The following is a 22,022-nucleotide window of genomic DNA, read 5'->3' as shown; positions in this document are numbered from 1 at the left end:
TGTGATCTGCGCCATAGTCATTGCGAATGACTATCACCCGCCGCGATTCGGGCGGGAACTCTCCGTCATTCCGGGGCGCGCGTGTGGCCGGAATCCAGCACCGTGGCTGAACTCCGGCCACACGCGCGCCGGGGTGACGAAGGATACCTACTCGGACAGCACGAGCACGGTGGCGGACTCCGACCACGCGTCGGCGGCGGCCGCCGGAGCATCGAGGACGACGGCCCGAAGATCCTCGAGCGGAGCCGGATTCAGCTCGCTGAGGCGATCGGCGTCGGCGAAGGCGTGGGTGATCCACTCGTCGGCCAGCGCCTCGGACAGGTCCGCCGCGGACTCCGGATCCACCAGGACCACGGACGCGCCGACCGCGCCCGCCGCGACCAATTCGATCAGTGCCAGAACCGAATCCGCCGCGCCGTGGTGGTAGGTGCGCGACTCGAAGGTCAGGTCGAGACCGCGGACGCGATCGACCATGGCGGCCAGGCCGTCGTAGGTGAGGGTCCCGTCCGCCGCCGCCGCCCGGGCGACATCGTCGCCGCGCAGCGCGCGGATCCGGTTGGCGTAGGTGACCGGTCGCGCAGATTCGGCGGCGATCTCCGCCGCGGTCTCGGGATCGTCGAGCACCAACCAGTCGATGCCGCGCACGGACTCGGGCGCCACACCGACGGTGATGCCGACTTTCACGTCCTGGCCGGGGATTTCGGCCGCGGCGAACGGCACCAGCATGGTGCCCGCCTTCAGCACCGCCCACATCGCGACCACCTGGTCCACGCCGCGATCCAGGCGCAGCACCACACCGGTGCCCGGACCGCTGCCGCGGGCGATGAGCACCCGGGCCAGACGGGAGGAGCGGGCGTCGAGTTCCTGGTAGGTCAGCGACTGCTCGCCCCATACCAGCGCGGGACCGTCCGGGTCGTCCTCGGCCACGGTGGTGAGCACCTGGGCCAGCGCCGCGCCGCGTACCGCGACCCCGGCCGGCTCCGGCGCGGACTGCGACATCGCCTGCACCGCAGCTTGTTCCGCCGCGTCCAGCAGCACGATGTCGCCGACCGGCAGCTGCGGATCCGCGGCGACCGCGGTGAGCACCCGCTCGAGCGCCCGGCCGAAGGAGTCCATCGAGGACTGCTCGAAAAGGTCGGTGTCGTAGTTGAGGATCACGGCCAGCGCGCCGACCGCGCCGTCCACGCCCGGGCGCGGCTCCACGCTGATCTGGAGATCGAACTTGGCCGTCGCCAGCGCGGTGTCGACCGCCGCAACCGTCAGCGCTGCGCCTCCCCGCGCTTGCGGCAATTCCAGCACCGGAGTCTCGGTGTTCTGGAGCGAAAGCGCCACTTGCACCAGCGGATTCGCCGCGGTCCGGCCCGGTGCCGCGAGCTCGGCGACGCGTTCGAACGGCACGTCCGCGTGGGCGAACGCCGACAGGTCGGTCTCGCGGGCTCGTTCGACCAGTTCATCGAACGACGCTCCCGCGTCGACCCGCGTGCGCAGCGCGAGGGTATTGACGAACATGCCGACCAGGTCGTCGAGGGCGCGCTCGCCGCGCCCGGCGACCGCGGTGCCGAGCACGATGTCGGAGCTGCCCGACAGTCGCGACAGCCAGGCCGCCACGGCCGCGTGCACCACCATGAACAGTGAAGCATTGTGGTTGCGCGCCAGGCGATTCAGCCCCGCGTGCACCTCGGCGGGCAGGGTGAAATCGAGCAGCGCGCCGCGCATGGCCGACGCGGCCGGGCGCGGCCGGTCCAGCGGCAGGATGGGGCGGTCCGGCAGTCCGGCCAGCTGCTCGCGCCAGAAGGCGACCTGTGCCGCGGCGGGCGATGCCTCGTCGTCCTCGACCCCCACGGCCGCCCGCTGCCATACCGCGTAGTCGGCGTACTGCACCGGCAGCGGCGCCCACGCCGGAGCCTCGCCCGCGGTGTGCGCCAGGTAGGCGGTCGTCAGATCGCGGGCCAGCGGTGCGAAGGACGCGCCGTCGGCGGCGATGTGATGGGCCACCAGGACCAGCAGGTAGTCGTCCGGATCGTCACCGGTGATCAGGCGCGCCCGCACCGGAACGTGCTGGGCCACATCGAATCCGGCGCCGACCAGTTCGGCGACCCGGCCGCCGATGTCACCGGACCGCTCCACCTCGAGACCGTGCGGCAGCACATCGGCGACCGAGAGGATCTCCTGGTAGGCGGGCGCGCCCGGAGCCGACTCCGGGTAGCGGGTGCGCAGCACCTCGTGCCGGGTCAGCACATCCTCGACGGCGTGCCGCAGGGCGGGCACATCCAGCGCGCCGGTGAGGCGCAGGACCATCGGAATGTTGTAGGCCGGGGATTCCGGATCCAGCTGATTGAGCACCCACATGCGCTGCTGCGCAAGGGAAAGCGGCACCCGAGCTGGGCGCTCCCCCGCCACCAACGGCGGCCGCGCGCCCGTGGCGGTGCCGGGCACGATGCGCGCCGCCAAGCCGGAAACCGTTGCGGTCTCGAAGAGTTCGCGCACGGCCACATTGGTGTCGAGCGCGGCGTTGATGCGCGCCACCGCGCGGGTGGCGATGAGGGAGTTGCCGCCGAGTTCGAAGAAGTCGTCGTCCGCGCCCACCCGGTCGGCGCCGAGCAGGTCCGCGAAGACACCCGCCACGATCTCCTCGATCGGAGTCGAGGCGGCGCGGAAGGTCTTCGCCTCGAATACCGGGGCCGGGAGGGCCTTGCGGTCCAGCTTGCCCGAGGCGTTGAGCGGGAACTCGTCCAGCACCACGATCGCGCTGGGCACCATGTAGGCGGGAAGCGACTGGGCCAGACCGGCTTTCAGGCTCTCCGGGGTGGCTTCGGAGCTCACGGCGTAGCCGACCAGCTGATCCCCCGTGTGCGCGTCGGCGCGCACCACCACGACCGACTGCGCCACACCCGGCTGAGCCAACAGCGCCGCCTCGATCTCACCCAGCTCGATACGCAGACCACGCAACTTCACCTGGAAATCAGTGCGCCCCAAATACTCCAGCTCGCCCGCCGCGTTCCACTTCACCAGATCGCCGGTGCGGTACATGCGCTCGCCGGTTCCGAACGGATCCGCGACGAAGCGATCGGCACTCAGATCGGGCCGCTCGACGTAGCCGCGCGCCAGCTGCACGCCCGCCAGGTACAGCTCGCCCGCGACACCGACCGGCACCGGGTTGAGTCGCGAATCCAAGACGTAGACACGGGTATTGAAGACCGGACGCCCGATCGGCACCGACACGGTGTCAGCATCGGTCACCTCGTGATAAGTGACATCGACCGCCGCCTCGGTCGGACCATAAAGGTTGTGCAAACGCGCACCGGTCAACTCACGCAACCGCTGTGCGGTCGGCGCGGGCAGCCCCTCACCGGAAGCGAAGACTGTATTCAATTTGCCTCCGCCACGCTCCCCCGGGTTGGTTTCCGCACCCAGCGCGGCAGTGAACACCGACAACATCGACGGCACGAAATGCACCGTCGTCACACCCTGCTCGGCGATCACCTGCGCCAGATACACCGGATCCCGATGCCCATCCGGCTTGGCGACCACCAACCGCGCACCGGTCTGCAACGGCCAGAAGAACTCCCACACCGACACATCGAACGTCGCCGGAGTCTTCTGCAACACCACGTCGTCGGCGGTCAGCGGGTACTCGTGCTGCATCCACACCAGGCGGTTGACGATGGCCCGGTGCTCGACGGCGACGCCCTTGGGGCGGCCGGTCGAACCGGAGGTGAAGATGACGTACGCGGTGTGCTCGGGGCGCAGCGGCCGGACCCGCTCGGCGTCGGTGATCGGCGCGCCGCTGTGCGACCGCGCCGCCGCCTCGGCCCGCTCCACCGCGACCGTGGCGAGATCTCGTGTCCCAGCATCGAATTCGTCCCGCTCGGCGGTGAGCAGCAGACGCGGGTGCGCGGTGTCGAGAATGTGGCCGATGCGGTCCAGCGGCTGGTCCGGGTCCAGCGGCACGTACGCGGCGCCGGCCCGCAGCACCGCGTACATGGCCACGACCAGTTCGGTCGAGCGCCGCAGGGCCAGGGCCACCAGCGATTCCGGCCCGATGCCCTCGGCGATGAGCAGCCGGGCCAGGCGGTTGGCTCGCTCGGACAGCTCACGATAGGTGAGGGTCTCGTCCGCGAATACCAGCGCCACGGCGTCCGGCGTCGCCGCGACCTGGGCATCGAAGCGCGAAACTAGGGTCGCCGCAGCACCTTCCGGCAATGTCGCCGCCACGTCGAAGGCGGTGGCGTTCCAGTCGCCCAGCACCCGCTGCCGCTCCGCCGCGGAGAACAGCGCGAGATCGCCGACCGGCACGACCGGGGCGGCGGTCACCGCGGCCAGCGTCCGCTGGAAGCGGGCGGCCAGCTCGGCGACCGTGGCCGCGTCGAACAGGTCCAGGGCGTAGGAGAATTCGGCGGCCATGCCGGTCGCGTCGCCGTGCTCGTCGTGCGACTCCTGCATGGTGAGCTGCAGATCGAACTTGGCGAACGGGATCTCCAGGTCCGCGCCCGCCACCGTGAGCCCGGGCAGTTCCAGGCGGGTGGGAGCCATGTTCTGGAAGGTCAGCATGACCTGGAACAGCGGATTGCGGGCCTGTGAACGGGCCGGATCGAGCAGTTCCACCAGGCGTTCGAAGGGAACGTCGGCGTGGCCGAAGGCGCGCACGTCGGTCTCGCGCACCCGCGCCACCAGGTCGGTGAAGCAGATGGCCGGATCGATGTCGGTGCGCAGCACGAGCGTATTGACGAACATGCCGATGAGGTCGTCGAGTTCGGCCTCACCGCGTCCCGCCACCGGCGTGCCGATGGCGATGTCACGGGTGCCCGACAGCCGGGCCAGTAGGACCGCCAGCGCCGTGTGCACCACCATGAACAGCGTGGTGTTGTGCGTCTCGGCGAAACGCCGTGCGGCCGCGTAGATCTCGTCGTCGATGCGGAAGCCGTGGGTGCCGCCCCGGTAGGAGGCGACGGCGGGCCGCGGCCGATCCCACGGCAGTACCAACTCATCGGGCAGGTCGGCGAGAGTTTCGCGCCAGTAGGCGATCTGGCGGGCCAGCGGCGAGTCCGGATCGTCCTCGCGGCCCAGTGATGCCCGCTGCCACACCGCGTAATCGGCGTACTGCACCGGCAGCGGGGCCCACTGCGGCGCGTTGCCGCGCATGCGCTCGGCATAGGCGGAGACCAGGTCGCGGGCCAGCACACCGATCGAAACACCATCGGCGGCAATGTGATAGATCGCGGCGACCAGCACGTGCTCATCGGGCGCGATCCGCAGCAGGCGCAGGCGCAGCGGCGGCGCGGCGGTCACGTCGAAGCCCGCGCCGACCACCTCGGCCACCCGGGCCGGGATCTCGGCGGCGGCGATGTCGACCACCGGCAGTTCGGGCAGCGCCCGCGGGTCGTCGGCGGGCAGCACCAACTGGAAGCCCTCGCCATCGACCTCCGGGTAGATGGTGCGCAGGACCTCATGGCGCGCAACCAGATCCGCCGCCGCGGCCCGCATGGCGTCCACGTCGAGAGAGCCGGACAACCGGACCGCCAGCGGCATATTGTCGACCGCGCTGCTCGGGTCGAAGCGGTTGAGGAACCACATGCGCTGCTGCGCGAACGACAGCGGCACCCGGTTCGGGCGGGGCAGCGAGCCGAGCGCCGGTCCGGCGGCGGCCGGGGCCGATTCCTCGTGGACCCGTTGGGCCAGCTCGGCCACGGTCGAGCCCTCGAAGAGCACGTGCACCGGTACACGCACGCCGAGCGCGGTGCCGATGCGCGCGGCGGCCTGGGCCGCCAGCAGCGAATTGCCGCCGAGTTCGAAGAAGTCGTCGTCCGCACCCACCCGCGCGTCCGGGTTGTCCGGAATAAGCAAGGCGGCGAACACGCCCGCGACGATCTGCTCGGCGCGGGTGGTCGGGGCCCGGAACTCGCGGGCCGCGAACACCGGCTCGGGCAGAGCATTCCGGTCCAGTTTGCCGACCGGCGTCAGCGGAATCTCGTCCAGCACGATGAGCGCGGCGGGCACCATGTAGGCGGGCAGCGACTCGCCGACGTGGGCGGCCAGCGCCGCGGTGTCCAGCGTCGCGCCCGGCCGCGGCAGCACGTAGGCCACCAGCGCGGTCGCGCCGGAGGGCAGCGTTCTGCCCAGTGTCGCAGCGAAATCCACGTCCGGGTGCGCGCTCAGCGCATTGTCGATCTCACCCAGCTCGATGCGCAGGCCGCGGATCTTGACCTGGAAGTCGGAGCGGCCCAGGTACTCGATCACGCCCGGGTTATCGGATTCGGCGGGGGTGCGGCGCACCAGATCGCCGGTGCGGTACAGCCGGGCGCCCGGCGTGCCCGCGGCGTCGCCGAACGGGCTGGCCACGAAGCGTTCCGAGGTCAGGCCCGGCCGACCTTTGTAGCCCTGCGCCAGCGCCGGACCCGAGAGGTACAGCTCGCCGATCACGCCGTCCGGCACCGGCCGCAGCCGCGAATCCAGCACGTACGCACCGACACCCGGGATGGCTGTGCCGATGGTGATGGGCTCGCCCGGCAGTAGCGGGGCGCTCGAGGTGGCGAGAATGGTCGCCTCGGTCGGGCCGTAACCGTTGTAGAAGGAGCGTTCGCCGGTCGCCCAGCGCGACACCAGCTCCGGGCCGAACTTGTCGCCGGCCACCACCACGGTGGTCAGCTCGGTCAGCCCGGCCGGATCCACCGACTCCAGCGCACCCGGGGTGATCAGCACATGGGTGACGGCCTCGCGGCCCAGCAGCTCGGCCAGTTCCACGCCGCCGAACACCCCGGCCGGTGCGATGACGAGGGTCGCACCGGCGGTGAAGGTCAGCAGCAGTTCCAGCACAGAGACGTCGAAGCTGGGCGAGCAGACGTGCAGCACACGCGAATCCGCGGTGACGGCGTAGTGCTCACGTTCGGCGGCGACCAGCCCGGCCAGACCGGCATGGGTGACCACCACGCCCTTGGGCTTACCGGTCGAACCGGAGGTGTAGATGACATAGGCCGGATGCTGCTCGGTGAGCGTGCCCCGGCGGTCGGCATAGGAGATGGGATGGTCCGGGTGCGCGGCGATGCGCTGCGCCTGCGCCGGATCGTCCAGTTCGATCCACTCGGCGGCGGTGCCCAGCGCGGCGCGGTACTCCCGCGTCGTCAGGCCCAGCACCGCGCCGGAGTCGGTGAGCAGGTGTTCGATGCGATCCGGCGGATAGGCGGGATCGACCGGTACGTACGCCGCACCCGTCTTGGCGATGGCCCAGACCGACAGCACGGATTCGATGGAGCGGGTGATGCCGATGGCGACCATGTCGCCGGGGCCGACGCCGCGGGCGATCAATTCCCGCGCCACCCGCGAGGATTTGGTATCGAGGTCGCGGTAGCTCATCTCTCGCTGGTCGGCCGGATTCCCGGTGGGATTGAACCGGATGGCGATATCGTCGGCAGCGGACTCGACCGCGGCGGTGAGCAACTGTCCGAAGAGTGGGCTGCCGGACCGACGACGACGATTACCGCGAGCTGTACGGCGGGCAGTATCCATTCGCGTGCATTCACCTCTCGGGTCATCTTCTCCGCGGGCCGAAGCCGCTCGGCCGACCCACGAAAAATCGGCGTCTGTTCCCTGGACGCCAACGGGTGAGCGGATCAGTCAATCATATCGATGCTCGCGGGCAGCCTCGAGCGCCCCGAGCACAGTGACTATCGCTGAGCAGCAACGATTGTTGCTATGAAGTGACTTGCACCACAGAGCGGTCAGAGCCAGCCGCGGCGTGTCGCCTGCACTCCGGCCTGGAACCGAGTGCTGGCGCCCAGGCGCTCGAGCAGACTCGCGGTGCGGCGCACCACCGTTCGGCGCGAGAGGCCGAGCCGGCGGGCGATGGTGTCGTCGGTGGCGCCCATGCTCATCAGCGTGAGGATGGCCTTGTCGCGATCGTCCAGCGCCTCGGCCGGATTCACCGAGATCGGCGTTGCCATCAGCCACAGCGCGTCGAACGTCTTGACCAGCAGGTCCAGCGTGGGCGACGGGCCGACGCGCACCCCCATGGGGTCGCCGCGGCGCTCGTCGGTGTGCAGCACCAGCACCGCTCGCCGATCGTCGGCGACGATCAGCTTCATGGGCGGATCGGGCAGCGTACGCGCCTGTGCCCCAACCGCATTGGCGGCCAGGACGTGGCGCAGCCGCTCCGGGTCGTGGTAGATGGTCTCCTGATACAGGGTGCGGTAGCCGATGCCGGCGGTGATGCGCGAGGACTTCAGCTCGAACATCCGCTCCTCGGTCTCCACATCGGAGAGGAACGGGCCGCGTTCCACCACCTTCACGCAGGCGTGCGCGGTGTGCTGCAGATCCTCGAAATCGGCCAGCAGTTGGCGGCGTTCGTAGACCGCCACCACCGCACCGTCGGCGTCGGTGGTGCGGCGCACCGAGCGGAAGGTCTCGCCCAGGCGCGCGGCGGCCGACTGCATGCGCAGCATGTCGTGATTGCGGCGGCGAGTCTCGGCCTCCGACAGGGCTTCCGGCGCATGCGCGTCGAAACGCACCACGCCCTTGCCGTCGGTGAGGCGCACCGCGGCCTCGAGCTGGCACAGCGCCTCCAGCGCGGCCTCGGCCACACGCGGCGGAATGCTCAGCCGCTCGGCGGTCTCGAGTGCGGTCGACCGCGGGTGCTGCACGAGCACCGCGTAGGCGCGACCGTGCAGGGAGGTCGGGTCGAACAGATCGTCCAGTGTCGTCACCGCACCCACCGGCGTGCGCCGGTCCGGAAAACGTCCGGTCGCGGGTACCGGTGAACGATCTACTGGTCCGGGCCCCACTGCTGCTGCATGAGAACGCCCTTGCTGGCTAGCCATGGCAGCGGATCCATCTTGTTGTCGGCGGCGTCCCAAATCTCGAGGTGCAGATGGGGACCTGTGGAATTACCGCGGTTTCCCACGGAGGCGATCACATCGCCGGTGTTCACCCGCTGGCCGACGGACACGTACATGTCGTTGACGTGACCGTAGACGGCGGTGGTGCCGTCGTCCTGTTTGACGCGCACCCAGAGGCCGAAGCCCGAAGCCGGGCCGGCATCGATGACCGTGCCGCCCATGACGGAGTGGATCGGCGTGCCGATGGGATCGGCGAAGTCGATGCCGTAATGCATTGCGCCCCAGCGCACGCCGTAACCGGAGGTCAGCTGGCCGTCGACCGGCTTGACCACGGCCGGCCCCGGGTTGAGATGCTGCTGGAGGGTCTTGAGGGTCTGTTCGGCCTGGGACAGCGGGCCGGAGATCTCGGGCGGCAGGTTCTGCAGGCCGAAGGGCGCCGGGTCGGGTGTGGTGGCCGCGACGGGCTGGGCCTGCGGGATCTCCGCCGCGGGGGCGACATCCTGCTTGGCCTGTTTCAGCTCGAGGGCGGTCTGTTCGACCGGGGCGACGTCCTCGCCGATGGTGGCGGGCTTCTCGTCGTGCGTGGGTAGCAGCGGTGCGGCGTACGCCAGGGCGGGGACCAGCTGCGACGCGGTGCCGATCAGGGCGCCCGCGGCGACGGCCGCACCCGCGGCGGTCTTCACGCGTTCGGCGGCGGAGGGCTCGGCCCGGTGACGTCTGCGCGACGTGGCGCCAGTGCGGACGACGCCGGAATCACCAAGCAAATCCATGACAGTTACGGAGTTCTCGGTCGTTCGGTGAAGCGGCACTGCAAGTCCTAGCGTTCGGGGGTCCGGTAACGATTCGGCATCGCTGTGACGGAAACAGTACTCCCTTGTGACCATTTCGCAACCTTTTGTGCTGAGCTTGATCGCCCTCCGCTTCGCTCCGGGCTGTTCGCGGCCTCGTGACCCCGATTCTTCCGTCCTCCGCTCCTCCGCTTCGCTCCCCCGCTCCGTCAGTCCAGAATCGGGGCGGGCCGCGACCCCTCGGCGGGCAGACTGGAGTTCATGATTCTCGACGAGTTGGATACGCCGATCGTTCTTGCCCCCATGGCGGGCGGACCGTCCACCCCCGAACTGGCCGCCGCCGTCACCGAGGCCGGCGGGCTCGGTTTCGTGGCCGCCGGATATCTGCCCGCGAGCGAACTGGCCGCGCGAATCAAGGCGACGCGGGCATTGACCGCGGGGGCGTTCGGGGTCAACCTGTTCTTTCCGTCCGAGCCGAGTCCGTCCGATCGGTTCGATACATATGTGCGGAATCTGGCGCCCGAGTTCCCGGTCGGCGAGCCGCGGTACGACAGCGACGACTGGGACGCCAAGCTCGAGCTGCTGATCGCCGATCCGGTGCCGGTCGTGTCGACCACCTTCGGCTGCCCGTCGAGTGCGGAGATCGAGCGGCTGCACACGGCCGGGTCCGAGGTGTGGGTGACGGTCACGACGGTGGCCGAGGCCCGGCAGGCGGTGGCCGCGGGCGCGGACGTGCTGATCGCGCAGGGCGCGGAGGCGGGCGGACACCGCGGCGTCTTCGTCGACGATCCCGCCGACGACCTCACCGATCCCCTCGGCTTGCTGGCCCTGCTGCAACTGCTGCGCGTCGCGGTGGAGGCGCCGATCGTCGCGGCCGGCGGCATCGCGACCGGCGCGGCCGTCGCGGGGGCGCTGTGCGCGGGCGCGGCGGCGGCGCAGCTGGGCACCGTGTTCCTGCGCTGCCCCGAGGCCGGGACCGCGCCGCTCGTCCGGGAGGCCATCACCGCGGCGACGCCGACCATGCTGACCCGCGCCTTCACCGGGCGGCGGGCGCGAGGGCTGCGCAACCGGTTCATGGTGGAACATCCGGACGCGCCCGTCGCCTACCCCGAGATCCATTACGCCACCGGGCCTTTGCGGGCCACCGCCCGGGCCGCCGGCAATGCCGACGCGGTGAATCTCTGGGCAGGTCAGACGCATTCGCTGGCACCGGAGCTACCGGCGGGCGAGCTGGTGCGCGCGCTGTCGACGGATGCGAAAAAGGCTCTGGAACGGGTACTTTCGCGGCGAATCCAGACTTGTTGACAACGTTTTTCGTTTAGAATCGGCTGACACCTTCCGCCATCCCATGAGGAGAGCGATATGTCACTCGACGTACCCACCGCACTACTCGAGCGTGCCGAACGCGGTGAAGTCAGCGACGCAGAGTTCGTCGAATGCGTCCGTAATTCGCTGCCCTACGCCTACGAGGTCGTCAGCCGGGTAGCCGCGGATCTGCGGTCCGGCACAGCGGAATTCGCCGACAACACCATTCCACCGCCGGATGAGACCGCCCGCGGCCAGCTGCTGCGCGCCATGGCCTCCGACGCCATCCGCGGCGGCCTGGAACGCCACTTCGGCGTCAAGCTCGCCTTCCAGAACTGCCACCGGGTGGCGGCCTTCCCGCTGTCCTCGGTAGGCGGCGACACCTACACCACCTTCATCTCCACCCGCGCCCAGCTCCTCAACCAGAGTCCCGAACTCCGCAACTGCTGAGCGCCCATCGATTCGGCGCGACCGCAACCCGGTCGCGCCGAATCGTTTTCACGCTTCCCGGACCTATCGCCCGCGCTCGGCCCGGAACTTCCGAATCTCCCGTATCACCAGCGCCGCGAACGCGAACAACGGCCCGACGAAGACCAGATACGCGATCACCGTCGTCAGCGCATCGCCGAATCCCTCGGTGAAGGTCACCCCCAACACCCCGACGGTCATGATCGCGAAGAACAACGTGCACAGCGCCAGCACCACCCACCACACCGGCTGCCATGGCCGAATCCGCGCCCGCTCCATCGGTTTTCCGACAATCCCGGAATAGGCGGCGAGGGTGGGCCGCGCACCCGCCGCATACGGCGACACATAGCCCGAGCCGCCCGGCACCGCGCCCGTGGACATTCCACCGAACGGCGGTGCGCTGGACGGCGGAGCGCTGCCGCCCGCAATCCCGGTCGGCACGCTCCCCAGACCAGCGACGCCCGGTGGCGGCCCCGGCACAGACGCCGCGGCCCCGACCGCTCCACCGACGGGATACACCGAGCCCGGCGACCCTCGGCCCGGTGGCGGTGTCGCGCCGACCGGTCGCCCACCCGACGAGGCCGAACCCGCGGGCCACACGCCGGAGGCAGGCATTGCGCCCGACCGCATGTCGCTGGACGGCGGCGTTGCAGCGGCTGCCATCCCACCGTCGGATGCACCGGCAGCGGGCATCTGCGTTGGACCGGCGGGGGTCGAGCCCGGGCCGGGTGGGGGCGTCGCATTCGGGGACGGTCCACCGGGTGGGGGTGTCATCGCGGTGTAGGCGTAGGGCGACGAGGTGGGGTTTCGGGCCGGTGGCGGCGTGATTGCCGCATATCGCGCGGCGGGGCCGGAGCCGTAGCTCGGGAACGGATCTCCGCTGTCCCATTTCGCGGTCGGATCGGCCGGGCGATGTGGGCTCGGGCGCGGGGCCGGCTGGGATTCCAGGGCAGCGCGGGCGGCGGCGGCGAGGGCGCCGGCGCTGGGAAAGCGGTGGGCGGGGTCCTTGGCGAGACCGCGGACCATGACGGCGTCGAGGGCGGCCGGGATGAGGGAGTTGCGGTCGCTGGCGCGGGGCGGATCGGAGGTGAGGTGCGCGGCCACCTGCTGGACCGGATCGGTGTGGCCGAAAGGCTTGGCGCCGGTGAGGGTTTCGTAGAGTAGACAGGCCAGAGAGTAGACGTCGGAGCGGAGGTCCTCGGTGCCGGAGTAGCGTTCGGGAGCCATGTAGGCCCAGGTGCCGACGGCGATGCCGGTCGAGGTGATGGTGGCCTGGCCGACGCCGCGGGCGATGCCGAAGTCGATGAGATAGGCGAAACCGTTGGGGAGGGTGAGGACATTGGAGGGCTTCACATCCCGGTGGACCAGGCCCGCCCTGTGCGCCATATCGAGGGCCTCGGCGATCTGCGTGATGAGGTCGACCGCGCGGTCGGGTGGGAGAGCTCCCGCCTCGCGCAGCGTCTTGCCCAGATCGGAGCCCTCGATCAGCTCCATGTCGATGTACAGGCGGCCGTCGAGTTCCCCGAACGCGTGGATCGGCACCACGTGCGGCCCGCGCAGCCGCGCCGCCAGCCGGGCCTCCCGCTCGAACCGCCGCCGATAGTCCTCGTCCGTGGCGAGCTCGGTGGGCAGCAGCTTCAACGCCACTTCCCGCTCGAGATGCGTGTCCTCGGCCAGCCACACCTGCCCCATCCCGCCTCGCCCGAGCAACTTGACGAGTCGATAATGGCCGAGCCTGACCTCCCCCGGCACCTGTCCTCCCGTTGCTGACCGCGTACTGCGAGGTGCTCAGCATACGGCTCCGGTACCGGAAACACAGCGTGCGGAAGCCCGCCGGAGCGGGACCCTGGAACAGTTCGAGGCGGCTCGGGAGTTTCGGGTTGACCGGTGCGCCGCGGTGCGGTCGAATTCACTTCGCAGCACTCTGTCCATCCACCGAGGAGCGCCCGTGGCCAGTGAACAGCCCGCCGACACCTTCGACCTGTGGGACCAGGACGGCGACGGGCTCATCTCCGCGGACGACATTCTCGCCGGGATCACCGCGCTCGGGCTCGACATCGACGCCGATGCGGTGGAGCGCTTGGTCGCCGCGGCCGATACCGACGGGGACTGGCTCATCTCGCGGGCCGAGTTCGAGGCGGCCCGGCTGGGGCGCGATCCCGAGATCGTCGACGCCGACGCGGCGTTCGAGACCTTCGACGTCAATCGCAACGAGCTCATCGAACTCGACGAGCTGGAGTCACTGCTGCGCACCTGCCCGAACCTCACGGACGAGTCCGCCGAAACCCTGCTGGCGGCCGCGGATCTGGACGGCGACGGGTTCCTCTCCCGCGCCGAGTTCACGGCCCTGCTGGCCCGGCTGGCCGAATAGCCCCGCGTCAGGCGTCCTGCAGTCTGCGCTTGAGCACCTTGCCGGCGGGGTTACGCGGCAGCTCGGCCAGGAAGATCACCTCGCGGGGGACCTTGTAGCGGGCCAGGTTTGCCTTCACGAAGTCCTTGACCTCGGTCTCGGTGCAGCTGTGGCCGTCGTGCACGACCACGAAGGCCTTCAGACGCGCACCGAACTGCTCGTCCGCAACGCCGATGACGGCGGCCTCACGCACCGACGGGTGCGTATAGAGCAGCTCCTCGACTTCCGCCGGGAAGACGTTCTCCCCGCCGGAGACGATCATGTCGTCGTCGCGGCCGTCGATGAAAAGCCTGCCCGCGCTGTCGAAGTGGCCGACATCGCCGGAGGACATGAGTCCGTGGATGATCTCCTTGTGGCCGCCGCCGGTGTAGCCCTCGAACTGGATGTTGTTCCCGACGAAGATGCGACCGGTCGCGCCGTTGGGCACTTTGCGCCCACGGTCGTCGAGAATCTCCACTCGCGCCCCGAGCACCGGTTTGCCCACGCACCCGGGCTCTTCGGACAGATCCGCGGGGGTGGCGATGGTGGCGTAGGCGACCTCCGTCGACCCGTACAGGTTGTAGACGACCGGCCCGAACACCGCCGTGACCTCCCGGCACAGCTGTGCGCCCAGCTGGGATCCGCCCACGAAGATGATGCGCAGCGCGGACAGGTCGCGCCCGGCCAGCGCCCGGCCACCCAGGTCGATCATGCGGGCCAGCATGACCGGCACGGCGATCACGGTGGTGGCCCGATGCCGCGCCATGGAGTCGATGGCGGCCTGCGGGTCGAAGCGGCGGCGGATCACCAGGGTCGAGCCGAAGCCGAGAGTCAGCATGGCGCAGGCGAATCCGAAGGTGTGGAACATGGGGGCGCAGCACTCGGTCATCTCGTTCACGCGGAACGGGACCTTGGACAGCAGACCGCCCAGGGACAGCAGGGATTTCGGCTCCGCGCGCGGGGCGCCCTTCGGCGTACCGGTGGTGCCGCTGGTCAGCAGGATGATCTTGGGCTCCGCGCCGGGCGCGGGCGGCGCGCCGGGTGTGCCGGTCTCGATGAGGAATTCGAGACTGTCCTCGCGCGGCATCTCGATCCAGGCCCGGTAGCTGCCGCGCTTCGGGCTCACCTCGTCGAGCATGTGGGCGTACTCGTCGTCGTAGACGAGCAGGTCGGTGCCCTCACGGGTGGCCACGTCACGAATCTGCGGGCCCGCGAAATCGGTATTGAGCAGGATGATCCGGGCCCCGCACTTGGCGGCGGCGAAGATAGCCTCGAGCAGGCCGCGATGGTTGCGCGCCAGGATCGCGACGCCCTCGCGAGGTTTCAGGCCGCGCTCGCGCCAGGCATTGGCGAGCCGATTCGACCGGTCCTCGAGTTCGGCGAAGGTCAGCTCGCCGAGTTCGTCGATGACCGCGGTTCGCCCGCCGTACCGGGCCGCCGACAAGCGCAGCCCCGCCGCCAGCGTGCCGTACCGCAGCATGGCGGTGGCCGCCGACAGCAGCACCGTCGGCGATTCCAGCCGGGCCAGCCCGGCCTCCAGCACCAGCCGGGCCGATTCCGCCTCCAGATAGGCCCGCTCCCCCACCGACCTGATCAGCCCGAGTGTCATGCGCGGCCACCCCCGCTCGGCACGACCAGCGATTCAGCGTGCGCGCGTCTCGATTCCACCCGGGACCTCCTCGTCCACCCCTGCGATTGCGGGCATCCGCCCTCAAACTAACGGTACGTAGCCGACGCCGCGACCGGAACCACCTCGCTCATGGCGTCGAGCCTCTGCCCCGAGGCGTGCCTATCATGGCGACCGTGACAGATCCGTTGTCGGCGAATCGGCGGAACTGGGATGCCCGCGCGGGCATTCACGCCGCCAGCAGCTTCTACCGCGATCGAGATTCGAGCTACTGGTTCGCACCCTTCGAATGGGATGTCCTCGGCGACGTGCGCGACCTCGACATCGTGCACCTGCAATGCCATCTGGGCACGGAGACAATCGAATTCGCGCGTCGCGGTGCCCGCGCGGTGGGCCTGGACTTCTCGGCGGAATCGGTCCGCCACGCGCGCGAATTGGTCGGGGACGCGGTCGAATACGTGTGCGCCGACGTCTACCACGCACGAGAGGCCTTGGGCGAAAGGCAATTCGACATCGTCTACACCGGCAAGGGCGCGCTCTGCTACCTGCCCGACCTGCCGCGCTGGGCACGCGTCATCGCCGACCTGCTGCGCCCGGGCGGCATGGTCTACCTGCTGGAATTCCACCCCCTGTTGCACTCGCTCGGCCCCACCCCGCCGCCCGGCGTGGAGCCGGGACAGCTCATGCTGCACGATGACTACCTCGCGGGCCGCGGCGCGCTGCGCCGCGACAGCGTGCACACCTACACCGACGGTCCGGACCTCATCACGGACACGACCGCCTACGAATGGCGGCACGGTCTCGGCGAAGTCATCAACGCACTGCTCGCCGCGGACCTGCGCATCACCGGCCTCACCGAAACCGACACCCTGCCCTGGCCGCGCTGGCCCCAGATGATCCCCACCGACAACGGCTGGTGGCGTCTGCCGCCCACCGACCCGATCATCCCGGTGCTCTACGGTCTGTCCGCGGTCAAGGAGGCCCAGCCCACGGCCCGACGTCTCATGAGATCCGGAACGCCCTCCGATACGCGCCCGGAGTCGTGCCCACCTGCGCGCGGAAACGGCGGCGCAGGTTGACCGCCGAAGCGAGGCCGACCCGGGTCGCGATCGCTTCCACCGGCAGATCCGTGTCCTCGAGCAGTGTGCGTGCCGCCGCCACCCGGCGGGTCAGGAGCCACGCGCCCGGGCTCGTGCCGAGTTGATCGGCGAAGCGACGGGCGAGGGTGCGGGGTGAGACATGGAGATGAGAGGCCATGTCGCGCAGGGAGAGCGGGGTTGCCAGCCGCTCATCCACCCAGTCGAGCAGGCCATCGAGTGCGTCGGTGGGCTGTGGGGTGGGTGCGTATTGGGTCTGGCCGCCCTCGCGATGAGGAGGCATCACCATGTGCCGGGCCAGCAGTGCGGCATGGGCGGCGCCGTGATCGCGGCGAACCAGATGCAGGCACAGGTCGATGCCCGCGCCCGCACCGGCGCTGGTCGCGACGTCGCCGTGGTCCACGTAGAGAACGTCCGGCTCCACGCGTATCCGGGGAAACTCCTTTCGCAGCTGTTCGGCCCGCGCCCAGTGCGTGGTGGCGGACCTGCCGTCCAATAATCCGGTGCGCGCCAAGGCGAAGACGCCCGAGCAGATCGTGGCGATCCGAGCGCCACGGGCATGTGCGCCGAGCAGGGCGCGGCGTACGCGATCGGAGAGCGGCGCGTCGATGGGCGACCAGCCGGGAATGATCACGGTGTCAGCGGCGGCCAGCGCCGCAAGCCCCCGCGCCACCTTGAGCGTGTATCCGGCCGTCGTCGGCACCGGGCCGGGATGCTCGGTGCACACGCCGAATTCGTAGTGGTTGGGCACGCCTACCCGCGCGGTGCCGAATACCTCGGCGGCACAGCCGAGTTCGAAGGTCGACTGCACCGGTCGCACCAGGGCCATCACGCGATGCATGGCAGGAAAGTACCCCATGACGTCATTGCTGACACTGTGCCGTTCGCCGCACGCCCGACACCCTGGGTGGCATGCATCCGGAAATCCTCACCCAGCCCGGCTACACGTCCGCCACCGGCACGGAAGCCCCTGTGCGCGAACTCTTTCCAGGCGTTCGCGTGCGCCCGCTCTGGAAGGGGCCGTCCGGCGCGAGCGCGCACGTGCTGGAGATGGATCCCCGGACCTGCTGGCCCCACCGCGACCTCCATGAGCCCGGCCCCGAGGAGGTGTACGTGATCTCGGGTGTCTTCAACGACGGCGCTCGCGACTACCCCGCCGGAACCTTCCTGCACGCCCCCGCCGGTTCCTGGCACGTCCCCTCGACAACCACGGGCTGCACCCTGTTCGTCTTCTACCCTGAGGGCTAGCACACCGGCACCACCGCGAATATCGCCCGGCGGATCGAGAACGGGGAATGGCGATTCTCCGTCCTGAATCCACTCGGAACGGCGTGACGCGCTGCGATACAGCGCATTCCACACAGCGGACTCGCGGGTGCGCCCTCTCACCGGAGGGCGCACCCGGGCGGATCAGGACAGCGTCACTACCGTCAGGACGCCCTCGGCGTGCTGGGCGCGCAGGCGCTTCTTGTCGAATTTGCCGACACTGGTCTTGGGGACCTCGGCGACGAAGGTCCAGTGTTCGGGCAGCTGCCATTTGGCGAACTTGGACGCCAGGAAGTCGCGCAGCTCTTCGGGTTTGGTCTCGGAGCCCTCGACCAGGACGATGGCGACCAGGGGGCGTTCGTCCCACTTCTGGTCGGGGATGCCGATGACGGCGGCCTCGGCCACGGCCGGGTGGCCCATGACGGCGTTCTCCAGATCCACCGAGGAGATCCATTCGCCGCCGGACTTGATGACGTCCTTGGAGCGGTCGACCAGGGTGAGGTAGCCGTTGGGGCTGATCTTGCCGACGTCGCCGGTGCGCAGCCAGCCGTCGTGGAACTTGTCGGGATCGACCTCGCCGCCCGAGGGCGAGTAGTAGGAGCCGGTGATCCACGGACCGCGAACTTCCAGCTCGCCCAGGGCTTCTCCGTCGTTCGGCAGCACCGAGCCGTCGTCGCCGACCAGCCGCGCCTGCACACCGGCCGGGAAACGGCCCTGGGTGTAGCGGTAGAACCAGGCCTCCTCGCCTTCGGCGCCGGCGGGCGGGTGCGCCACCGAACCCAGCGGCGAGGTCTCGGTCATTCCCCAGGCGTGCAGCAGCTTCACGCCGTGCCGCTCCTGGAAGGCCCGCATCATCGACGGCGGGACGGCCGCGCCGCCGACCACACAGGTGCGCAGGTGCGAGATGTCCTGCGGCTGCGCCTGCAGCCCGGCCAGCACGCCGCCCCAGATGGTCGGCACGGCGGCCGCGAAGGTCGGCTTCACCTCGGCCATCATCTGCAGCAGCGGTGCGGGCTGCAGGAAACGGTCGGGCATGAGCACATTCGCGCCCGACATGAGCGCGGCGTACGGAATGCCCCACGCGTTGGCGTGGAACAGCGGCACGATCGCCAGCACGGTGTCCGCGGCGGTGAAGCCCATGCCGTTGGGCGAGATCACCTGCATGGCGTGCAGCCAGTTGGAGCGGTGGGAGTAGACCACGCCCTTGGGGTCGCCGGTGGTGCCGGAGGTGTAGCACATGCCCGCGGCCGAACGCTCGTCGATGACCGGGTAGTCGAAGGTGTCCGGCTGCGCGTCGAGCAACTCGCGGTAGGAGTGCACGGTGACGCCCTCGGGGGCCTGCAGCGCGGCCGCGTCGCCATTGGCCACGATGACGTGGCGGACCGTGGTCATGTTCGGCAGGTACTGCGCGAACATCGGCAGCAGCGAGCCGTCCACGATGACGACCTGATCCTCGGCGTGGTTCGCCACGTACACCAGCTGCTCGGGGAACAGCCGGATGTTCAGGGCGTGCAGCACCGCGCCCATGGCGGGCACGGCGACATAGGCGACCATGTGCTCGTTGTTGTTCCACATGAACGTGCCCACCCGGTCGCCGACCCCGATGCCCAGGTCACGCAGGGCATTGGCGAGCCGGGCCGCGTCCTGGCCTATCTCGCGATAGGTCTGAGTGCGCACGCCGTCGCCGGTCCAGGTGCAGACATAGCTGTCGCCCTGGAAGGTGGAGGCATAGCGCAGCAGTGTCGCGAGTGACAGCTGCTCGTCCTGCATGGTGCTCAACATTTCCCAACCGCTCCTTGCATGTACCTACTCGGGTAGTGAACTGAGTCACTTGCGGCGAGCCTAGCCGAATTCGGACATGGGTCATCCAGGGGGCAAACTGACGGCATACCGACCTCAGTTGAGCCGGTGAGCTGGGCGAAGAAAGAACTCGGGCTGCGGGCGGCGAACCCCACCCTCGCCGCCCGCAGCCCGCGGCCGACCCGCCGCCGCCCAACACGACGACCAGCCGGCTCCGCAATCCTGATCAGCGTCGACATGCTGGCGACACCCCCTGCGGTGGCGCAGAATAGCCAATCACTAACCAGGACAAGCAAATTGGAGCAATAACTTCCGTGAATATATTGAGTCCGACACCCGACTGTCCAGTCGAGGACAGCAATGCAGGTCAGACAGTGCTCACTGGCCCGGACAGCGGGTGGTGAGGGGGATGCTCACATGATCACAGGGGCTGAATCCGGGCCCACTCCCGCGCAGTGGCCGAAAATATGGATTCGATGTCCGACGATGTCTTCATGACCAGCGACGACACCCCTACTGTTGCTGATATGCAGCGAGAGCCGTCCATTTTGATCATCGGCGCAGGATTCGCCGGACTGGGCATGGCGCTGGAATTGCAGCGCCACGGCCTGACCAATTTCACCATCCTGGAGAAGGCCGCCGACCTGGGCGGCGTCTGGCGCGAGAACACCTACCCGGGCGCCGCGTGCGATGTGCCGTCGCCGCTGTACTCGTGGTCGTTCGAGCCCAAATCCGACTGGCCGCGCCGGTTCTCGCAGCAGGCCGACATCCACGCGTACATGCGCGACGTCGCCGAGAAGTACGACCTGCCGTCCAAGATCGAGTTCGGCGCCGAGGTGGTGGACGCGGAATTCGACGAGCAGGGCGGCGTCTGGCGGGTGCGAACCGCCGACGGCGCCACCCATCTGGCCGACGTGCTCATCCCCGCGGTCGGGCAGCTCTCCCGCCCCGCCATGCCGAACCTGCCGGGCATCGACACCTTCACCGGCGCGGCCTTCCACTCCGCCGAATGGGATCACTCGGTGGATCTCACCGGCAAACGGGTGGCCTGCATCGGCACGGGAGCCAGTGCCGTTCAATACGTTCCGGCCATCCAGCCCAAGGTCGAGCACCTCACCCTGTTCCAGCGCTCGGCCGCCTGGGTGCTGCCCAAATTCGACACCGAGTACACCCCGCTGCACCACGCACTGTTCAAGTACGTGCCGGTCACCCGGCTGGCCGAGCGGTTCGCCATCTGGACCTTCTTTGAGGTAATGGCCTTGGCGCTCACCGACATTCCCGCCATCAAGTACCCGGTGATCGCCATCGCGGACCGCCACCGCGACAAGCAGGTCCCGGATGAGGCGTTGCGCGCCAAGCTGACTCCGGATTACGAGGCCGGCTGCAAGCGCGGACTGTTCTCCAACGAGTACTTCCCCGCGCTGGCACAGGACAATGTCACGGTGGAGACCACCGCCATCGAAGCGGTGACGCCCAACGGAATTCGCACCACCGACGGCGTCGAGCACCCGGTCGACGTGATCATCTACGGCACCGGCTTCAAGGGCACCGAATTTCTCGCCCCGATGAACATCTATGGGCTGCAGGGCCGCAAGCTCGCCGACGAGTGGTCCCCCGAAGGCGCCCGTGCCTTCCTCGGCATGTCGGTGCCGGGCTTCCCCAACCTGTTCATGATGTACGGCCCCAACACCAATGTCGGCTCGGGCTCGATCGTCTACATGCTCGAGGCCCAGTCCCGCTACATCCGCCAGGTGATCGAGTACCTCTCCGACCGCCCCGGTGAGTTCCTGTCGGCGCGACCGGAGGCCGAGCAGTCATGGGACGACTGGCTGCAACGCCGACTGAAGGACACCCCCTGGAATTTCTGCTCCAGCTGGTACCGCAACGCCTCGGGCCGAATCACCAACAACTGGCCCGGCGCAACCCTGCTCTTCCGCTGGAAGACAGCCAAATTCGCGCCATCGGACTATGACCGGGGCCAGGCCGCGGGCCGATAGGCTCGAGGAGATCATCGGCATAGACGTCGCCATGGAGCAGATCGAGACCGGCGCTTGCAGCGCCGGCCTCCTCAGCTGCCCCTCGGGGCCGACCACCCGACCGCCGTCGACACCGAATGGCAACGCCCGATCCTCCCACCGACCCGCCCATCACCCCATTCCGCCCAACGAATGCGGCCCCCGGCAGCCCAACCAGGTAGACTCCCCGACGTCCAGGCCGGTATCCCTTTACACCGGCCAGTTCAGCCCTCGTAGCTCAGGGGATAGAGCACCGCTCTCCTAAAGCGGGTGTCGCAGGTTCGAATCCTGCCGAGGGCACACTTTCGGCGCAGGTCAGAGACCTGATCCTCCTCGGGTACGCAGCGGCGAACTCGATACGGGCGTAGTCCAATCGGCTCGCGACTTCGTCAAGGTCGTCATCGAATAAGTCCGCATACACGTGCCGGGCTTGTGGTGA

At 69.3% G+C, this 22,022-nt stretch carries 13 protein-coding genes and 1 tRNA gene; 7 read left to right on the top strand and 7 right to left on the bottom strand.

Features of this window, described 5'->3' with window-relative positions; all coding sequences use genetic code 11:
• Window positions 1-147: 147 nt before the first annotated feature.
• The 3 genes from GLP40_RS01380 to GLP40_RS01370 form a co-directional block, all read right to left on the bottom strand.
• Entirely contained in the window at window positions 148-7,503 is a 7,356-nt protein-coding gene (locus GLP40_RS01380) for a non-ribosomal peptide synthetase (RefSeq protein WP_154785961.1), read from the bottom strand.
• 212 nt (window positions 7,504-7,715) lie between these two features.
• Entirely contained in the window at window positions 7,716-8,696 is a 981-nt protein-coding gene (locus tag GLP40_RS01375; RefSeq protein WP_328289558.1) for a helix-turn-helix transcriptional regulator, read from the bottom strand.
• Window positions 8,697-8,755: 59 nt separating this feature from the next.
• Window positions 8,756-9,598 (bottom strand): M23 family metallopeptidase, encoded by an 843-nt coding sequence (locus tag GLP40_RS01370; protein WP_154785959.1) that lies wholly within the window; start codon window positions 9,596-9,598, stop codon window positions 8,756-8,758.
• 279 nt (window positions 9,599-9,877) lie between these two features.
• On the opposite strand from GLP40_RS01370, the gene GLP40_RS01365 reads away from it, so the two are divergent.
• Both GLP40_RS01365 and GLP40_RS01360 read left to right on the top strand, forming a co-directional pair.
• Window positions 9,878-10,921, top strand: a complete 1,044-nt coding sequence (locus GLP40_RS01365; RefSeq protein ID WP_154785958.1) for a nitronate monooxygenase — start codon at window positions 9,878-9,880, stop codon at window positions 10,919-10,921.
• A gap of 57 nt (window positions 10,922-10,978) precedes the next feature.
• On the top strand, window positions 10,979-11,371 hold the full coding sequence (locus tag GLP40_RS01360; protein WP_154785957.1) for an SCO5389 family protein: 393 nt from the start codon (window positions 10,979-10,981) through the stop codon (window positions 11,369-11,371).
• A 63-nt stretch (window positions 11,372-11,434) separates the two neighbouring features.
• Here GLP40_RS01360 and GLP40_RS01355 read toward each other — a convergent pair whose 3' ends face one another.
• Entirely contained in the window at window positions 11,435-13,141 is a 1,707-nt protein-coding gene (locus tag GLP40_RS01355) for a serine/threonine-protein kinase (RefSeq protein ID WP_328289557.1), read from the bottom strand.
• A gap of 196 nt (window positions 13,142-13,337) precedes the next feature.
• Between GLP40_RS01355 and GLP40_RS01350 the strand changes: the two genes are divergently transcribed.
• A complete protein-coding gene (locus tag GLP40_RS01350) occupies window positions 13,338-13,760 on the top strand; it encodes an EF-hand domain-containing protein (RefSeq protein WP_328289556.1) in 423 nt (140 codons plus the stop codon).
• 7 nt (window positions 13,761-13,767) lie between these two features.
• On the opposite strand, the gene GLP40_RS01345 is transcribed toward GLP40_RS01350, so the two are convergent.
• Window positions 13,768-15,387, bottom strand: coding sequence for an acyl-CoA synthetase (locus GLP40_RS01345; protein ID WP_154785955.1), 1,620 nt, complete (start codon window positions 15,385-15,387; stop codon window positions 13,768-13,770).
• Window positions 15,388-15,572: 185 nt separating this feature from the next.
• Here GLP40_RS01345 and GLP40_RS01340 point away from each other — a divergent pair, with 185 nt between their 5' ends.
• Window positions 15,573-16,484, top strand: coding sequence for a class I SAM-dependent methyltransferase (locus tag GLP40_RS01340; RefSeq protein ID WP_154785954.1), 912 nt, complete (start codon window positions 15,573-15,575; stop codon window positions 16,482-16,484).
• On the opposite strand, the gene GLP40_RS01335 is transcribed toward GLP40_RS01340, so the two are convergent.
• Window positions 16,408-17,343: a GlxA family transcriptional regulator gene (locus tag GLP40_RS01335; RefSeq protein ID WP_154785953.1), complete on the bottom strand. Its 936-nt coding sequence runs from the start codon at window positions 17,341-17,343 to the stop codon at window positions 16,408-16,410. The two genes, GLP40_RS01340 and GLP40_RS01335, sit on opposite strands and share 77 nt — an antisense overlap.
• Before the next feature lie 71 nt (window positions 17,344-17,414).
• Here GLP40_RS01335 and GLP40_RS01330 point away from each other — a divergent pair, with 71 nt between their 5' ends.
• The gene (locus GLP40_RS01330; protein ID WP_154785952.1) at window positions 17,415-17,750 is read left to right on the top strand and encodes a cupin domain-containing protein; all 336 of its coding nucleotides are present in this window, start codon (window positions 17,415-17,417) and stop codon (window positions 17,748-17,750) included.
• 162 nt (window positions 17,751-17,912) lie between these two features.
• Here GLP40_RS01330 and GLP40_RS01325 read toward each other — a convergent pair whose 3' ends face one another.
• Window positions 17,913-19,550 (bottom strand): long-chain fatty acid--CoA ligase, encoded by a 1,638-nt coding sequence (locus GLP40_RS01325; RefSeq protein WP_154785951.1) that lies wholly within the window; start codon window positions 19,548-19,550, stop codon window positions 17,913-17,915.
• Window positions 19,551-20,095: 545 nt separating this feature from the next.
• On the opposite strand from GLP40_RS01325, the gene GLP40_RS01320 reads away from it, so the two are divergent.
• Window positions 20,096-21,565 carry a flavin-containing monooxygenase gene (locus GLP40_RS01320; RefSeq protein ID WP_154786337.1) on the top strand — a complete coding sequence of 490 codons (1,470 nt, stop codon included), beginning with the start codon at window positions 20,096-20,098 and terminating at the stop codon, window positions 21,563-21,565.
• A gap of 245 nt (window positions 21,566-21,810) precedes the next feature.
• Window positions 21,811-21,883 (top strand) — tRNA-Arg (locus GLP40_RS01315).
• The last annotated feature ends 139 nt before the right edge of the window (window positions 21,884-22,022 follow it).

Origin of the sequence: Nocardia aurantiaca (assembly GCF_009708175.1) — a bacterium.
Lineage (GTDB): Bacteria > Actinomycetota > Actinomycetes > Mycobacteriales > Mycobacteriaceae > Nocardia > Nocardia aurantiaca.
Note: the sequence above shows the minus strand (reverse complement) of the source record. Positions and strands in the feature narration are given on the sequence as shown.

Excerpts from the sequence above, each read along its gene's own strand:
- GLP40_RS01380 (WP_154785961.1), bottom strand. The coding sequence starts at position 7,503 with ATGGATACTGCCCGCCGTACAGCTCGCGGTAATCGTCGTCGTCGGTCC.
- GLP40_RS01370 (WP_154785959.1), bottom strand. The coding sequence starts at position 9,598 with ATGGATTTGCTTGGTGATTCCGGCGTCGTCCGCACTGGCGCCACGTCG.
- GLP40_RS01365 (WP_154785958.1), top strand. The coding sequence starts at position 9,878 with ATGATTCTCGACGAGTTGGATACGCCGATCGTTCTTGCCCCCATGGCG.
- GLP40_RS01360 (WP_154785957.1), top strand. The coding sequence starts at position 10,979 with ATGTCACTCGACGTACCCACCGCACTACTCGAGCGTGCCGAACGCGGT.
- GLP40_RS01345 (WP_154785955.1), bottom strand. The coding sequence starts at position 15,387 with ATGACACTCGGGCTGATCAGGTCGGTGGGGGAGCGGGCCTATCTGGAG.
- GLP40_RS01340 (WP_154785954.1), top strand. The coding sequence starts at position 15,573 with ATGGCGACCGTGACAGATCCGTTGTCGGCGAATCGGCGGAACTGGGAT.
- GLP40_RS01335 (WP_154785953.1), bottom strand. The coding sequence starts at position 17,343 with ATGCATCGCGTGATGGCCCTGGTGCGACCGGTGCAGTCGACCTTCGAA.
- GLP40_RS01330 (WP_154785952.1), top strand. The coding sequence starts at position 17,415 with ATGCATCCGGAAATCCTCACCCAGCCCGGCTACACGTCCGCCACCGGC.
- GLP40_RS01325 (WP_154785951.1), bottom strand. The coding sequence starts at position 19,550 with ATGTTGAGCACCATGCAGGACGAGCAGCTGTCACTCGCGACACTGCTG.
- GLP40_RS01320 (WP_154786337.1), top strand. The coding sequence starts at position 20,096 with ATGCAGCGAGAGCCGTCCATTTTGATCATCGGCGCAGGATTCGCCGGA.